This window comes from Acinetobacter puyangensis (assembly GCF_900096995.1).
In the GTDB taxonomy this organism is placed as follows: Bacteria; Pseudomonadota; Gammaproteobacteria; order Pseudomonadales; family Moraxellaceae; genus Acinetobacter; species Acinetobacter puyangensis.
Genome location: NZ_OANT01000001.1, coordinates 275,531 through 290,469 on the forward strand (window position 1 = coordinate 275,531; position 14,939 = coordinate 290,469).

At 41.6% G+C, this 14,939-nt stretch carries 17 protein-coding genes; all 17 read left to right on the forward strand.

Going from position 1 to position 14,939, the window contains the following annotated elements; all coding sequences use genetic code 11:
* The first annotated feature begins 4 nt into the window (after positions 1-4).
* The 17 genes from CRO21_RS01325 to CRO21_RS01405 all read left to right on the forward strand — a co-directional run bounded on the left by CRO21_RS01325 (position 5) and on the right by CRO21_RS01405 (position 14,938).
* The gene (locus CRO21_RS01325; RefSeq protein WP_097077551.1) at positions 5-469 is read left to right on the forward strand and encodes an ApeP family dehydratase; all 465 of its coding nucleotides are present in this window, start codon (positions 5-7) and stop codon (positions 467-469) included.
* Between the two features lie 132 nt (positions 470-601).
* A complete protein-coding gene (locus CRO21_RS01330; RefSeq protein ID WP_097077552.1) occupies positions 602-1,249 on the forward strand; it encodes a beta-ketoacyl synthase chain length factor in 648 nt (215 codons plus the stop codon).
* Positions 1,243-2,025 (forward strand): lysophospholipid acyltransferase family protein, encoded by a 783-nt coding sequence (locus tag CRO21_RS01335; protein WP_228150332.1) that lies wholly within the window; start codon positions 1,243-1,245, stop codon positions 2,023-2,025. The genes CRO21_RS01330 and CRO21_RS01335 overlap by 7 nt, the downstream gene beginning before the upstream one ends.
* A complete protein-coding gene (locus CRO21_RS01340) occupies positions 2,022-2,282 on the forward strand; it encodes a phosphopantetheine-binding protein (protein ID WP_097077554.1) in 261 nt (86 codons plus the stop codon). The genes CRO21_RS01335 and CRO21_RS01340 overlap by 4 nt, the downstream gene beginning before the upstream one ends.
* A gap of 20 nt (positions 2,283-2,302) precedes the next feature.
* On the forward strand, positions 2,303-2,551 hold the full coding sequence (locus CRO21_RS01345) for an acyl carrier protein (protein ID WP_097077555.1): 249 nt from the start codon (positions 2,303-2,305) through the stop codon (positions 2,549-2,551).
* A 4-nt stretch (positions 2,552-2,555) separates the two neighbouring features.
* Positions 2,556-3,104, forward strand: coding sequence for a COG4648 family protein (locus CRO21_RS01350; protein ID WP_097077556.1), 549 nt, complete (start codon positions 2,556-2,558; stop codon positions 3,102-3,104).
* The gene (locus CRO21_RS01355; RefSeq protein WP_097077557.1) at positions 3,101-4,762 is read left to right on the forward strand and encodes an AMP-binding protein; all 1,662 of its coding nucleotides are present in this window, start codon (positions 3,101-3,103) and stop codon (positions 4,760-4,762) included. Before CRO21_RS01350 ends, CRO21_RS01355 begins: the two co-directional genes overlap by 4 nt.
* Positions 4,759-5,493 carry a glycosyltransferase family 2 protein gene (locus tag CRO21_RS01360; protein WP_171293954.1) on the forward strand — a complete coding sequence of 245 codons (735 nt, stop codon included), beginning with the start codon at positions 4,759-4,761 and terminating at the stop codon, positions 5,491-5,493. The genes CRO21_RS01355 and CRO21_RS01360 overlap by 4 nt, the downstream gene beginning before the upstream one ends.
* Positions 5,494-5,495: 2 nt before the next feature.
* On the forward strand, positions 5,496-6,449 hold the full coding sequence (locus CRO21_RS01365) for an LpxL/LpxP family acyltransferase (RefSeq protein WP_097077558.1): 954 nt from the start codon (positions 5,496-5,498) through the stop codon (positions 6,447-6,449).
* The gene (locus CRO21_RS01370) at positions 6,428-7,972 is read left to right on the forward strand and encodes an HAL/PAL/TAL family ammonia-lyase (RefSeq protein WP_171293955.1); all 1,545 of its coding nucleotides are present in this window, start codon (positions 6,428-6,430) and stop codon (positions 7,970-7,972) included. The genes CRO21_RS01365 and CRO21_RS01370 overlap by 22 nt, the downstream gene beginning before the upstream one ends.
* Before the next feature lie 4 nt (positions 7,973-7,976).
* A complete protein-coding gene (locus tag CRO21_RS01375; RefSeq protein ID WP_097077560.1) occupies positions 7,977-8,396 on the forward strand; it encodes an acyl-CoA thioesterase in 420 nt (139 codons plus the stop codon).
* A gap of 88 nt (positions 8,397-8,484) precedes the next feature.
* The gene (locus CRO21_RS01380; RefSeq protein WP_228150333.1) at positions 8,485-9,081 is read left to right on the forward strand and encodes a LolA family protein; all 597 of its coding nucleotides are present in this window, start codon (positions 8,485-8,487) and stop codon (positions 9,079-9,081) included.
* Positions 9,056-11,359 (forward strand): MMPL family transporter, encoded by a 2,304-nt coding sequence (locus CRO21_RS01385; protein WP_097077562.1) that lies wholly within the window; start codon positions 9,056-9,058, stop codon positions 11,357-11,359. Before CRO21_RS01380 ends, CRO21_RS01385 begins: the two co-directional genes overlap by 26 nt.
* A 48-nt stretch (positions 11,360-11,407) precedes the next feature.
* Positions 11,408-12,694 carry an NAD(P)/FAD-dependent oxidoreductase gene (locus tag CRO21_RS01390; RefSeq protein ID WP_097077563.1) on the forward strand — a complete coding sequence of 429 codons (1,287 nt, stop codon included), beginning with the start codon at positions 11,408-11,410 and terminating at the stop codon, positions 12,692-12,694.
* Positions 12,695-12,719: 25 nt separating this feature from the next.
* A complete protein-coding gene (locus tag CRO21_RS01395; protein WP_228150334.1) occupies positions 12,720-13,298 on the forward strand; it encodes a DUF3261 domain-containing protein in 579 nt (192 codons plus the stop codon).
* A 27-nt stretch (positions 13,299-13,325) separates the two neighbouring features.
* Entirely contained in the window at positions 13,326-14,501 is a 1,176-nt protein-coding gene (locus CRO21_RS01400; RefSeq protein WP_097077564.1) for a beta-ketoacyl-ACP synthase, read from the forward strand.
* Positions 14,498-14,938: an ApeP family dehydratase gene (locus CRO21_RS01405; protein ID WP_097077565.1), complete on the forward strand. Its 441-nt coding sequence runs from the start codon at positions 14,498-14,500 to the stop codon at positions 14,936-14,938. The genes CRO21_RS01400 and CRO21_RS01405 overlap by 4 nt, the downstream gene beginning before the upstream one ends.
* The last annotated feature ends 1 nt before the right edge of the window (position 14,939 follow it).

A 14,939-nucleotide genomic window follows, 5' to 3' on the forward strand; every position in this document is an offset into this window, starting at 1 on the left:
ACTCATGCAACTTTCCGATCTCCCTTGTCATGCTGAATACTATATTCCACATCGTGCCCCTATGCTATTGCTTGATGAATTGGTGGAAGTCAAAGACAATGGCTGTATTGCCAAAGTCACCATTCGTGCTGATATGCCATTTATCGAGTCGCAGGGTTTACCAAGCTGGGTGGCGATTGAAATTATGGCACAAACCATTGCTATGTTTGGTGGTGTACAGGAGCGACTGAAAGGCAACAAGCCAAAACTTGGCTTTTTACTGGGTTCAAAACGCTTTGAGATGGCACAGGATTATTTTGCCGTCGGTGAAGAGCTACTGGTTGAAATCTCTTTACAATTTTTAAATCGTCATCAAATCGGTATTTTTGATTGTCATATTCAGACCGAAACGGGGCGTACCGTTGCAACCATATTGGTCTCGCAGCCAGATAATGTTGAGAGTGTTTTAGCAGTATCTCAGGCTTCCTGAAAGATTGTTGTCTGATCAAGACAGTATTTATGTTTTGAAAGCTAAAACAACAGTTGTTATAATCTGCGAAATTTTTCGCATTGAAGTGATAAATGTTGGTCATTTATGCGATTTATTGCGTGGATATCTGCAATGTATAAATGCCGTATTTCTCATTTACAATTTTTTAGTGACTATAGGGATTTGAAAACGCTGGAACATATTCCAGCCATACAACGTCGCCGCTTATCTTCGCTTGCTAAACTTGCATTGCATGCGGCTCGTAGCTGTCTTTTATCTCTGGATACCTCCGTTGATTATATTGTGTGGAGTTCTCGTTATGGCGATGAAAAGAAAACAGTCAGTATTTTAAACGATATAGCAGAAAGCCAAGCCATTTCTCCCACACAGTTTTCTACTTCCGTGCATAATGCGATTGCAGGTTTATATTCGATTTTATTTCAGGATGACACGCCCTCAGTTAGTTTGAGTAGTCATGCCAGCTATGTCTGGCAGGATTGTGTTTTGGATGCTTATGCTTTTTTAACATCACAGCAAAAGCAGCAAGTCCTCGTGGTGTACTATGATGAATCTTTGCCTGAGATTTATCAGGATTCGCTTGTGGTTGCACAACCGATTGCAATGGCTGCGATCATTTCTTTGGCACACCCAAATGTTGATATTCAGCCTATAAATGAAACAATGATAGAAAATTCACTACAAATAGAAGCTTTTAGACAATTTTGGCACAGTGATCAGATGGTTTGGCAGAGTAATTCATGGGTCTGGAAAAAATGTTAACAAGAAAAATAAATTATTATTGGCGTGTCGCTGCGACAGGTTTTAGCTTTGCCACTTTTGGTGCAGGGGGATTATTAATTGCTGTGGTCATTTCACCGACAGTCAAATTGCTAAAACGTCAGCCTGAACAACAACATCAATTGGCACAAAAAATCATTAAACATAGTTTTAAAGGCTTTGTTGATATGATGAAGGCTTTGGGGATTATGACGTATGACGTTGAAGGTATTGAAAAACTAGAAAATAGTTATGGTGAACTGGTGATTGCCAATCATCCCACCTTGATTGATGTGGTGTTGTTAATTGGGTTGATGCCACAAGCCAATTGTGTGGTAAAACAGGCATTATGGTCTAATCTCTTTACCCGTGGACCAGTACAAAGTGCAGGTTATATTTTAAATTTAGGTTCTGAACAATTTATTCAGTCTTGTGTATCCAAGTTATTACAATGCAATGCTGCATCATTGGTCATTTTCCCTGAAGGAACACGAACACTTAAGGGCAGAAAATTGAATGATTTTCAGCGTGGTGCAGCAAATATTGCATTAAGGGCAAAAGTACCGATCCGACCTGTCAGCATACGTTGTACACCTTCAACTTTAACCAAAAATGAAAAGTGGTATCATATTCCAGATCGGCCATTTCATATTGAAATTAAGGTGCTGGATGCTTTAAATATTGATGAAATATTACCTCAGACTGAGGTCAATCCTAAAAATGTCAGACAGTTAAATGTCTGGTTATATGACTTTTTTGATAAAGAGCTGTCTAAATGAGCAACTTGATAAATGAAATTAAACACATGATCATTGATGTGCTGGTATTAGAAGATATCAGTATTGATGATATTGATAATGATGCACCTTTATTTGGTGACGGTTTGGGGTTGGATTCAATTGATGCGTTAGAATTGGGGGTCGCATTAAAAAAGCGTTATCACATTCAATTAAATGCTGAATCAGAAGAAACAAAACAACATTTTAGATCGATTAATAGCCTGGTTGCTTTGGTACAATCCCAACAATCCGTTTAATGCTGAACAGTGAGAACATGATGGCAACACAACAAGAAATCTTAAACCAGCTACGGGACTGGATGGAAGAGTTATTTGAGATTGATCCTGCAAAAGTACAGATGGAAGCCCATCTTTATAATGATCTGGATATTGACAGTATTGATGCAGTCGATTTAATTGTCAAAATTCGGGCATTAACTGGACAGCAAATTAAACCCGAGGATTTTAAATCGGTACGAACCATTGCAGATGTGGTGGTTGTCATCGAAAAAATGCAGATCAATTAAAATCATGCGTAAGCCTCTGGCTGCATTGGTGACGCTGTTAATGGTGTTCTATCCATTTGCTGTGCTATGGGCATTGCGTTATGAAAAATTACTCTGGATCAGTTTTGTGTTAATTTTTGCTGCTGTATTGCGTTATTTGTTGCAGCCAAATCGCTTATTTTTACCTTTAACAGCATTGGCACTGCTTTGTGGTGGATTAAGTCTGCTATTACAAAATGATTATGGGCTTAAGTTTTATCCTGTGTTGATGAATTTAGGTACATGTATCATTTTTGCTTATACGCTGTATTCACCACCGTCAATGATTGAACGCTTTGCACGACTGCATCAGCCTGATTTACCCGAATCGGGTGTACAGTGGACCAGAAAAGTCACGCAGGTATGGTGTGTGTTTTTATTGCTGAATGCGATAATTGCATTAATGACTGTATTATTTTTTAGTACCCAGATTTGGGCAATTTATAATGGTTTTATTTCTTATCTTTTAATGGGGGCATTGCTGCTTGCTGAATTTATACTCCGTAAGCGGCATCAGGCGAAACAGATGCGATGAAAACTTGGGCATTTCAACACTTTTTATTTTCTAAACAGATTTTGCTGATAGAGGCAAATGCTAAAAGTCTAAGTTTTGCTGAATTTTGGCAGGGCGTAGCAGATCGAGCCTGTTATTTACAAACACAAAGCGCACCCCAGTTTGCATTGTGGACAGAAGACAGTTATTTGTTTTTATCTTGGCTGTGGGCGGGCTTGATCGCAGAAAAAACCATAATTTTGCCACCGCATCGTATTGCACAACTGGAACAGCAGTTTTCTGAAAAAAATATTGTATTTATTGATGAAAAATATACAGTAACTCAGCAGGAAAAAACCATTAATACGCTGGTGACGGATTGGTCTAGGGTTTTACAGCAAGCACTGATCTTTTTTACCTCAGGTTCAACAGGACAACCCAAGCAAATTCCACGTACTTTACAACAGCTATTAACTGAAGTCGTGGTTTTACAGGATCATTTTTCATTGTCTGAACCTTATTGCATGCTGGCAAGTGTCAGTCATCAACATATTTATGGCATATTATTTAAAGTATTATTGCCACTGATGTCGGGACAGGCATTTTATCGGCAACAATTAGCGTATCCAGAACAAATTATTGCCGCACAACAACAGCTTAAAGCATTAAATCGACATCATTATTTAATTGCTAGTCCTGCCTTATTGAAACGCTGTATCGGGCAATTTGATTTTGCTGGCAGCCCATTGATTTTTTCTTCTGGCGGTAAGCTAGATGCTGGTATTCGGGCATATTATCCACAAACGATTGTGGAAGTGTTTGGGAGTTCGGAAACTGGCGGTATTGCGACACAAACACAGGATCATACATCTTGGCAAAGTCTGGCAGATGTAGATATTCGGCTTGATGATCAACAACAGTTATGGGTGAAAACTGCCCATGCTTATCAGCAAGATTGGATTGCCACAGGCGATGTTGCCAAGTTGGAGGCACATGGTTTTGAGCTATTGGGGCGTAGTGATCGTATTATTAAACTCGAAGAAAAACGTTTAAGTCTGGATGCGATTGAATACAGTATTGAACAACTCTCTGCGGTACAGCAGTGTTATGCTTTACTGACGCAACAGGGACAGCGTGAGCTGTTGTCAGTGGTCGTGGTGTTAAGTCCAGAGATGCGACAGCAATTGTTGGCGCTGGGTAAAAAAGCCATTGTTGCTCAGTTAAAACAACAGTTATCCGGTCAGTTGGAAAGCATAGCCATGCCAAGACGCTGGCGTTTTATGTCACAGATTCCGCATAATGCACAAGGCAAAATTAGCCGAGCATTGATGCAAAGCTTATTTCAGCCTTTAGTCAGCCCTGTAGTTTTAACGCAACAGCAACAGGAAGAGCATTTTATTTATCAGCTGGAATTTTTGCCAGAGTTGGCATGTTTTGCTGGGCATTTTGCGAATTTTCCTGTGTATCCTGGTGTCGGGCAAATTGGTTTTTTGGTTAAATTTTCGCCACAACTGTGGATGGATTTTGAGTTTTGCACAGGCTATGAACAGCTTAAATTTCAGGATTTGATCCGTCCTTATGATATCTTACAATTAAATTTGCAACGACAGGATAATAAGGTAATTTTTCAGCTTGATCACGTCAGTGGTAAACGTGTGGCTTCAGGACGGTTGTTATTTAATTGCAAGGATAAAACATGATCAACGCCTGTATTATCTTACCTGTTTATAATCATCCGCATTATTTATCCCGGCTTTTGTGCTACCTGCAACAATTTAAGTTGCCTGTTATTTTGGTCGATGATGGCAGTGATGTTGCCTGTAAATGTGTGATTGCGACACTACAACAACAATTTGATTTTACGTTATTACAACATGCAGAAAATCAAGGCAAAGGACAGGCGGTGATGACAGCCATCCAGTATGCCGATCAACATGGGTTTAGTCATGCCTTGCAACTGGATGTAGATGGTCAGCATGATTGGCAGGATATTGCCAGATTTTTAGCACTAGCAGAGCAAAATCCGCATGCGATGATTATTGGTAATCCTGTATTTGATGTGACTGTACCGAAAAAACGCTTATATGGTCGTTATATGACGCATGTCTGGGTGTGGATTAACGCCTTATCCTTGGAGATTAAGGACAGTATGTGTGGCTTTCGGGTTTATCCAGTTGCAGCAACGCATCAGGTGATTAAAAATCATTCTTTACAGCCACGTATGGGCTTTGATAGTGAGATACTAGTACGCTTAAGCTGGCAAGGGATGCGGTTTATTAATGTAAAAACCAAAGTGATTTATCCAGCCGATGGTATTTCACATTTTCAGCTATGGCGGGATAATTGGGGAATATCGAAAACCCATGCACGCTTGCTTGCAGGCATGTTGATACGATTTCCCCGTTTATTAAAACGACGTTGGCAGGATTAACTATGTCAACCTCCCCATTGCAACCGAAACGCTGGGATCAGCAACAGGAAAAAGGTAGCTTCTTTGTGTTGCGTGTGATGCTGTGGCTATATCGTTATGGTGGTCGTGGTATCTTCGTGTTTATTCTGAGTTTGGTCATTTGGTGGTATTGGCTATTTGCACAGACTGCACGAAAAAATTCTTTGGATTATTTAACCCGATTACATGCTTTTGCTCAAGCACAATCTCCATTTGATATGCCACCTACAATGTTCAATAGTTATCAGCATTTACGTAGTTTTGGCATGAGTATTCTGGATAAAATGGCGGGCTGGCTTGGTGATGTTCCAGAGCAGGAATTACAACTGTTTGGACATGAGCATTTTCGCCAGTATTACCAGAAAGGGGCGATTCTTCTGGTATCACATTTTGGCAATATTGAGTTGTTGCGTGCGGTGAAATCCGATCATGTTCAGGTGGTGAATGTACTGGTTTATCGTAAACATGCTCAACAATTCAATGCTTTTCTCCAGAGTATTAACCCCAAGGCGGCGGTACGTTTAATTTCTGTTGATGAAATCGGGGTAGATACTGCCTTGTTATTACAGCAACGGTTAGATGCAGGTGAGTGGATTGTGATTGCAGCGGACCGTATTCCTGTGAAATCCAATCGGCAACAAGTGATAGATTTTCTGGGTTCTCCAGCGGCATGGCCCGAGGGTGCATGGTTAATAGCACATCTACTGCAAGCACCTGTATTGGCAGTATTTTGTTATCCAGTACAACAAAAAATTCAGGTACATATTCATTTAATCAGTGCGAATTTATTATTGCCACGTCAACAGCGACAGCAGCGTTTAGCTGAGTATATGCAGCAATATGTCGCATTAGTACAACAGCATTGTCTGGCAGCACCATATCAATGGTTTAATTTTTATCCGTTTTGGGGGACATCATGTCAAGATCAGAAGCTGTAATCACTATTGGTCAGCAACCATTGTCGATTGAACAGGTGATTGCGATTGCGCAGCAGCATGTCCCTGTTGCTTTACCCGAAGATGATGCATGGCAGCAAAGGATTCAGCGAGGTGCCGATTTTCTCGATCAATTGCTGGAAAAAGATGGGGTTATTTATGGCGTAACCACAGGTTATGGGGATTCTTGTCTGGTGTCTGTTCCTCGTCATCAGGTTGATGAATTACCGATTCAATTATTGCGCTTTCATGGTTGTGGTCTGGGTGAAAATTTTGATCATGTCACGGCACGAGCGATTGTGGTAACGCGATTGGTGTCATTGGCACGAGGATTTTCTGGCGTGTCACTGGCATTGCTGCAACGGTTAGTCTGGTTACTAAATCATGATGTAATTCCAGTGATTCCAGCAGAAGGCTCAGTCGGTGCAAGTGGTGATTTAACCCCATTGTCCTATTTGGCTGCGGTGTTGATTGGTGAACGTGAGGTTTATTATCAGGGTAAAATACAGCCAACTGCACAGGTCTATCAGCAGTTGGGCGTGACTGCCTTAAAGTTACGTCCCAAGGAGGGGCTGGCATTGATGAATGGCACGGCGGTGATGACCGCTATTGCCTGTTTTGCTTTTGCCCGTGCCGAGCAGGTATCACGATTAAGTAGTTTGATTACTGCCGCTAATGTATTGGCATTACAGGGCAATCCTAGTCATTTTGATGCTGTTTTATTTGCTCAGAAGCCACATCAGGGACAGCAGCGTGTCGCGACATGGATTCGGGAGGCATTGCAGGCAGAAGTTCAGTCGCAGGCACAGTCACCACGTTTGCAGGATCGTTATTCCTTACGTTGTGCGCCACATGTGATTGGCGTGTTTGAGGATTCAAAAGTCTGGTTGCAACAGATGATTGAAAATGAACTCAATTCTTCCAATGATAATCCTTTGATTGATCCAGAGGGTTTACGGGTATTACATGGCGGACATTTTTATGGTGGGCATATTGCACAGGCGATGGATAGCTTGAAAATTATGCTGGCGAATTGTGCCGAGTTACTGGATCGGCAATTGGCGCAATTGGTTGATGATAAAATGAATCATGGTTTGCCACGTAATCTGACGGGTGCAAGTGCAGCACGCTTACCTTTAAATCATGGGTTTAAAGCGGTACAAATTGCGGTGTCGGCATGGACAGCCGAAGCGTTGAAACAAACATTGTCTGCTTCGATTTTTTCACGTTCTACTGAGTGTCATAATCAGGATAAAGTGAGTATGGGCACGATTGCGGCACGGGATGCCATTCGGGTTGCAGAATTAACTGAACAGGTGTTGGCAGCATGTTTATGTGCCAGTCGTCAGGCCTTGTATTTACGCTTTGGCGAGCAGGCGAACTATTCGGTCACCTTGCAACAATTGCTGGACTGGGTGGCACAGTCATTTGATTATGTCATCGAAGATCGTCCTTTACAGCCTGTATTGTATGTCTTGACACAACGGCTGCAACATCTTGAATGGCAACAACAATCAACAGGATAATCCAATGCGTGCAGAAGTTGTTATTGATGTGCCATTTCATGATGTCGATAGTATGGAAGTGGTGTGGCATGGTCATTATTTAAAATATTTTGAACTGGCAAGATGTAAGCTGCTAGATGAGTTTGACTATAATTACCAGCAGATGAAAGCTTCAGGTTATGCCTGGCCTGTGGTGGAAAGCCATATTCGTTATGCACATGGTATTGTGTTTGCACAGAAAATTCGTGTAGTGGCGATATTAAAAGAATGGGAAAACCGTTTAAAAATTGAATACCAAATCTACGATTTAAGCTCACAAAAAAGACTGACCAAAGGTTATACCATACAGGTTGCCGTGCGTATTGCTGATCGTGAGTTGTGTTTTGTGTCACCGCCTGCATTATTGACACGATTACAGCAATGGTCAGCGTTTCAGTCAGATTAAAATAGGTTGCCTATTTATGTTTTTAAGTCGTCATTTTAGTAAGCGTTTCTGTTTACAGATAAGTCTATTGTGTATGCTGGTTTTTTCTATGATGATCAGTTCACAAAGCTTTGCCAATCCACAGCAGGCCCAGCAAATTTTTCAGCAATTGGCGAGTCAAACACTGGTGCGGGCGCAGTTCCAGCAACAAAAACAATTGCCGAGTGTTGCAAAAACTTTTAATTCCACGGGGCAGGTGTTGTTTTCCAAAACTAATGGTGTGCTGTGGCAAATGAAAACGCCTGTACAGGCAGATCTGGTCATGACCGAAAAAAAGCTGGTACAGAAAACTGCACGTACACAAAGTGAAGTTGCGTTGGATAAATCACCTTATGGTGCTGTTGCCAGTGTATTTTTACAATTGATGACTGGTGATCAAAAAACCTTAAGCCAGAATTTTAATATTCAATCTATTTACATTGATGATACGCAGCAACCCGCCCGCTGGAACATTCGTCTAACACCAAAATCCAGTTTACTGAAAAAGCTATTTATTGCGGTGGATGCATCTGGTGCACAGTATGTCGAAAACATGCTGATTCAGGAAAAAGGCAACAGCACCACCCGTATTCAATTTCGCCAACATAGCAGCACGCCTGCACAATTAAGCCCAGCCGAACATGCACTTTTCCAATTGGCAAAATAAACTCACAGCATTCTGGTTGTTACTGGTGGCGATTGTGGCAATCAGTATGGCGACGATGTGGTTCAACAAAAATATTCATATTCAAAGTAATATTTTTGCCCTGCTGCCACAGATTAGTGATAATCCTAAGTTGTTGCAAAGCTATGATAAGGTGAGTGAGCAGATCAATCATAAAGTCTTTGTGATGTTACAAACACAGGACGAAGCACAACTGAATCAGGCGACCCAGCAATTATTGCAACAGGCGACAGGCTCGCAGTTGTGGCAACCGATTCAGCCCAGTCTGGATGTCGATCAATTTGGCCAGATGCTATTTCAATATCGGACAGGGTTACTCAGTCAGGAAGATCGAGAATTACTGTTACAACAGGATTATGCTGCCTTAACAGAAAAAAGCATGTTGCAATTGTTGAGTCCAGGTGTGCCGATCACTGCACAGATGTTGCAGCAGGATCCATTATTATTATTTCCGCGCTATTTGCTAGAGAAATCACAGCATAATCAGCAGAATATTGAGCTGGAACAGGGCTGGGCAACGCTGCGTGAACCACTGGATAATGGACAAACTCAACTTTCCCGTTTGATTGTGTTAGAGCTTAGGCAAAGTACTTATCAGATTGACAACCAGCAACAGACTTTGGCATGGATTCAACAACAAACTGCACAATTACAGCAGGCACATGTGCAGGCAACATGGACAGGCACCTTATTGTTTGCCAGTGCTGGAACCCAATCGGCACAAAAAGAAATTTCTACTATTGGCGTGGGATCAAGTATAGGAATTGTGTTATTGGTCTTATTCGGTTTTCGTTCACTACGTCCATTATTGACCGAATTTATTGCTGTATCGACAGGTTCGTTAATTGCCTTTGCGGTAACGCACTGGATTTTTGGTGAAATCCATTTAATGACCTTGGTATTTGGCGCAAGTCTAATCGGGGTTTGTGTTGATTTTTCCTTTTACTTTATGGCAATGCAATCCATTTCACATGAAAAAAATGGCTTTCGTATCTTGATGCCATTATTGCCCAGTTTATTTATGGGCTTGATGACCACGATTATTGCCTATTTCTTTTTATCATTTACGCCTTTTCCAGCATTCAAGCAAATCTCGGTATTTTCTATGGTCGGCTTGTTCTCGGCATGGCTGACCACTGTATTGTTATTACCACGTCTGCCTGCGTTAAATGCAAAACCTGCATTAAAGCGGTTGCATTTTTTGGGGGAAATTCGCAATAAAATCGTGATCTATCCAAAACGTCGTTATGCAATGATTGCTGTCATTGTTTTGTTTAGTCTGGCTGGCTTATCGCAAGTTCGTTTTAATGATGATATTCATAATCTGCAAAGTGCCGATGTCACCTTAAAACAAGCAGACCAAAACATAAGACAGCGATTTGGTCAGCAGCAGGGCAATGATTATTTTATTGTGACAGGGTCAACTGCCGAGCATGTCGTACAGCAGGAACAGCAATTGCTTGAACGATTACAGCTTTTACAGCAACAGGGTAAAATCGAACAGATACAGGCAATCGGGCAATGGCTAAATCCTGCATTACAACAACAGAATGTTGAACTGTTACAGGCTATTCCACACACTATATTGATTGATTATGCCGAAGCGATGGGGCTGTCAGTAGCAGATACGCTAAAATGGCAACAACAACTGGCACAGCAATCACAATTGACCATGCAGCAATTTGCCCAGCATCCCTTGGCACAACTGGCGATTTCTGACCATGAGCGTGTTGTATTGTTACAAGGGATTCAGGATCGACAAGCATTAGGTCAATTACAAAATGAATATGTCTATTTTATGCAGCCTGTGCAGACCTTATCAGAACAGTTTGCTTTACATCGTCAGCATGCACAGTGGTTATTATTGGCGGCAATAGTAACACTGGCAGTGATTTTAGGCATGTTGTATGGACGAAAATCGGTATTGGAGTTGATGTTGCCTGTATCAATGGCATTGGCATGTACCTTTGCAATACAGGCATATTTAGGCATTGAGCTAAATTTATTTAGTATTATGGCGACTTTTTTAATCTTGGGAATCGGGGTGGATTATGCGATTTTCTATCGCCATGCCGAGCAGCATAGTTTTGTGGTCGCCATGGCATTATTCTTGTGTATGCTATCGACTCTGTTAGGCTTTGGTTTATTGGCACTCAGTAATACCTATGCGATTTTCTGTTTTGGGATGACGGTGTTGATTGGGGTGATTTTATCCTTTGTGTTTGCAACATGTTTAACCCAGACAGAGCTGCCGAAATGACAACAAGATAAAATTTAAATGTATGAATAAAATGATGAGGGGAATTTTATGTTACATGAAAATACTGACGTATTAATTATTGGTGCAGGTCCATCAGGTAGTTCTGCTGCCTGTTTGTTGAGACAACGAGGCTATCGAGTGACCATCATTGAAAAACAGGTTTTTCCCCGCTTTTCAATTGGCGAGTCTTTGTTGCCACAATGTATGGTATTTCTTGAAGAAGCAGGGCTATTAGATGCGGTACGGGATCAGGTTGATGCTTGTGATTTCCAGTTTAAAAATGGTGCCGCATTTTTACGAGGTAAGCAAACCCATCAATATGACTTTACTGAAAAGTTTAGTGATGGACCTGGGACAACATGGCAAGTTCGCCGTGCCTTATTTGATAATATTCTGGCACAGCAAGCCTGTCAAAAAGGTGCAGATATTCGATTTGGGCACGAAGTAATTGCGGTAGATGTGGAATCGGATCGTCCTTGTTTAACTGTGCAGAATGAACAGGGACAACCCTATCAGATAGAAGCAAAATTTTTACTGGATGCCAGTGGTTTTGGACGAATTTTACCGAAGTTTTTAGATCTGGAATATCCTTCGGATTTTCCAGTACGGCAGGCAGTTTTTACTCATATTGAAGATGGTATTGTATCGCATCCTGCCTTTGACCGTAATAAAATTCTGATTACGGTACATGAGAAAGATCATCGTGCATGGTACTGGTTGATTCCATTTGCCGATGGTCGTAGTTCGTTTGGTATTGTGGCAGAGCCAGATTTTTTCCAGAAATATATGTTGCAAGATGAAGATCAAAATGAACTTGAGCCTTTAATGCGCCGTATTTTGGCGGATGATGTCGCATTATCAGACGTGCTACAACATGCTAAATTTGACACGCCTGTGCGTAAACTGGTCGGTTATTCAGCCAATGTCAAACAGTTATTTGGTAAGAATTATGCGCTATTAGGCAATGCTGGAGAATTTCTTGATCCTGTGTTTTCTTCAGGCGTGACCATTGCGCTTAAATCATCTAGCATGGCGATTGCTTTACTAGATCAAATGCTACAGGGGCAAGCCGTGGATTGGTTGACACAATATGAGCAGCCTTTGCGCAAAGGCATTCAAGTGTTCCGAGCGTATGTTGAAGCGTGGTATCAGGGTGATTTTCAGGATGTGGTATTTTCCGAGCGTCAAAATCAGGATGTAAAGGAAATGATCAGTTCACTGTTGGCAGGCTATGCTTGGGATGAAAAAAATCCGATGAATAAAGAGTCGGTGCGTCGTTTAAAAGTATTGGCAGAGTATTGTCGGGAAGATCTTCCAGAAATGCTAACGGACTAATGTAAAAATGGCACGGGACAGAATGATGGATCAAAATCGATGGCAATCCTGCAAAATCAGCATCAGTATGCTGTTATTGTTGCTTATTGCTGGATGTCAATTGCGTCCTGTTGCCAAGGGGTTACCAACATTTACGCAGTTACAGCAGTACAATATACAAAACAGACAGGATCAGGTGGACATTAAATGGCGTGATCAATCTTTTGCTTTTTTGCTTTATCAACAGCAACAACAGGATCATTTACACGTGCTGGCATTGTCCTTAACAGGACAGGTTTTATTTGAGTTGCATTATGATGGTGATCAGGTCAACGTCATACAGCGTATTGATGCCATGAAATATTTGCCTTTTGATTTTGTTCTGCGTGATATTTTATGGGCAACATTGCCTGCCTCTATGGTGCAACAACAGGTGCAGACTTTAGGTTTGAACTTGACGCAGACGGTGGGGCAACATGGGCAGATACAGCGTGAAATTGGCACGACGAATAAAGTGCAATTGAAGATATTACAGCAGAATGGCAACATTCAAATCAATAATTTAAATGTGCCTTATCAAATGACCATCACTGCGGCAGATCAGCAGTTTTTTCAGCCAGAATGAGAGAAGCATATTCATGAGAAAAAGATTATGCAAGCGGTAGGCATTCAATTCAGTTGTGCTTTATCCGCATTGCATCGTGTTCCACAGCAAAGCTTGCAACAGGTGTTATGTGGTGATGAGAATACTTTGAGTTTACAGAAAGATTTGCTCGATCGCCCTGTCTGGGTTGGCGCATATCCTTTGCCACTGGTTGAACATTTGCCTGCGGAACTGCATATGCTGGATTCACGTAATCTACGTTTTGCATTGACTGCTTTACAGCAGATTGAGCAACCACTACTACAGCTTACAGCAGGCATGGCAAAACAACGTTTAGCCATTGTCATGGGCACATCAACTTCAGGTATTGCTGATAATCAGGCATTGCTACAACAGCAAAAAAAAATGGGTCAAAACATTCAGCTTTTGCAAGCAAAACAAGCCATGAGTAGTCTGGCATTTGCATTACAGCAATATTTAGGCTGGCAAGGTTTTGCGTATTCAATTTCTACCGCATGTTCTTCCAGTGGCAAAGCGATTGCAACAGCGCAACGTTTATTAAATAGTGATCTTGCCGATGTGGTGCTGGTGGGTGGCGTAGATACCTTATGTCCGCTTACTTTAAATGGCTTTAATAGTCTGGAAAGCTTATCCAGCGGTATTTGTCGTCCATCTGGTGTAGATCGGGATGGCATTAATATTGGGGAAGCGGCAGCCATGTTTGTCATGACCCGCGAATCCGCGCCTGTGATGTTGCTTGGCAGCGGTGAATCTATGGATGCATGGCATATTTCAGCACCGCATCCCGAGGGTGTGGGCGCAGAAATGGCAATGCGTCGTGCTTTAGAGATGGCACAATTATCAGCAGACCAAATTGATTATTTGAATCTGCATGGTACAGCAACAATGCAAAATGATGCCATGGAAAGTAAAGCCGTTGCACAGATTTTTCAGCATCCTGTCTGGGTTAGTAGCAGCAAGCATAAAACAGGGCATTGTCTTGGTGCTGCTGGGGCAATTGAAGCCTATATTTGTCAGCAAATTTTACAGGATCAACAGGCATGGTTACCATGGCATCAGCAACACGCAATTGATCCTCAGTTAGCTGCATTAAATTATGTACAACCGCATAGTCAATTGGACCAGATTAATCATGCTATGAGTAATTCATTTGCTTTTGGTGGCAGTAATGTCAGCTTAATTTTTGCCAGAGGAACAGCATGAGTCAGGCAGCGATCGATTTTATTCCACATCAAATGCCGATGGTGTTTATTGATGAATTGCTGGCAGCAGATGAACAACATGCTGTGGCAAAATTAACTGTACGTCCAGAATTGATGTTTTGTGAAGCCGAGGGTTTGCCAACCTGGACAGCAATTGAGTTGATGGCACAAACCATTAGTATGTATGCCGGCGTGCAAGGACGTTTACATGGATTACCGCCCAAAATAGGTTTTTTGCTGGGAACACGCAAAATGCGTTTACCTATGCCGTACTTTCCACTGAGGGGTGAGATTTATATCAGGGTTACGAAAAATTATATGCATGATAATTTAGCTGTGTTTGATTGTGAGTTAACAAGTGGGTCGCATACAATCACGGCGACATTAAGCGTGTATGAACCGGATGATGTCGGTGTTATAGAAGAGTATGTAAATTAGA

What these genes read in the sequence shown, in the direction of transcription:
- CRO21_RS01325 (WP_097077551.1), top strand. Translation starts at nt 5, where the DNA reads ATGCAACTTTCCGATCTCCCTTGTCATGCTGAATACTATATTCCACAT.
- CRO21_RS01330 (WP_097077552.1), top strand. Translation starts at nt 602, where the DNA reads ATGTATAAATGCCGTATTTCTCATTTACAATTTTTTAGTGACTATAGG.
- CRO21_RS01335 (WP_228150332.1), top strand. Translation starts at nt 1,243, where the DNA reads ATGTTAACAAGAAAAATAAATTATTATTGGCGTGTCGCTGCGACAGGT.
- CRO21_RS01340 (WP_097077554.1), top strand. Translation starts at nt 2,022, where the DNA reads ATGAGCAACTTGATAAATGAAATTAAACACATGATCATTGATGTGCTG.
- CRO21_RS01345 (WP_097077555.1), top strand. Translation starts at nt 2,303, where the DNA reads ATGGCAACACAACAAGAAATCTTAAACCAGCTACGGGACTGGATGGAA.
- CRO21_RS01350 (WP_097077556.1), top strand. Translation starts at nt 2,556, where the DNA reads ATGCGTAAGCCTCTGGCTGCATTGGTGACGCTGTTAATGGTGTTCTAT.
- CRO21_RS01355 (WP_097077557.1), top strand. Translation starts at nt 3,101, where the DNA reads ATGAAAACTTGGGCATTTCAACACTTTTTATTTTCTAAACAGATTTTG.
- CRO21_RS01360 (WP_171293954.1), top strand. Translation starts at nt 4,759, where the DNA reads ATGATCAACGCCTGTATTATCTTACCTGTTTATAATCATCCGCATTAT.
- CRO21_RS01365 (WP_097077558.1), top strand. Translation starts at nt 5,496, where the DNA reads ATGTCAACCTCCCCATTGCAACCGAAACGCTGGGATCAGCAACAGGAA.
- CRO21_RS01370 (WP_171293955.1), top strand. Translation starts at nt 6,428, where the DNA reads ATGTCAAGATCAGAAGCTGTAATCACTATTGGTCAGCAACCATTGTCG.
- CRO21_RS01375 (WP_097077560.1), top strand. Translation starts at nt 7,977, where the DNA reads ATGCGTGCAGAAGTTGTTATTGATGTGCCATTTCATGATGTCGATAGT.
- CRO21_RS01380 (WP_228150333.1), top strand. Translation starts at nt 8,485, where the DNA reads ATGATGATCAGTTCACAAAGCTTTGCCAATCCACAGCAGGCCCAGCAA.
- CRO21_RS01385 (WP_097077562.1), top strand. Translation starts at nt 9,056, where the DNA reads ATGCACTTTTCCAATTGGCAAAATAAACTCACAGCATTCTGGTTGTTA.
- CRO21_RS01390 (WP_097077563.1), top strand. Translation starts at nt 11,408, where the DNA reads ATGTTACATGAAAATACTGACGTATTAATTATTGGTGCAGGTCCATCA.
- CRO21_RS01395 (WP_228150334.1), top strand. Translation starts at nt 12,720, where the DNA reads ATGGATCAAAATCGATGGCAATCCTGCAAAATCAGCATCAGTATGCTG.
- CRO21_RS01400 (WP_097077564.1), top strand. Translation starts at nt 13,326, where the DNA reads ATGCAAGCGGTAGGCATTCAATTCAGTTGTGCTTTATCCGCATTGCAT.
- CRO21_RS01405 (WP_097077565.1), top strand. Translation starts at nt 14,498, where the DNA reads ATGAGTCAGGCAGCGATCGATTTTATTCCACATCAAATGCCGATGGTG.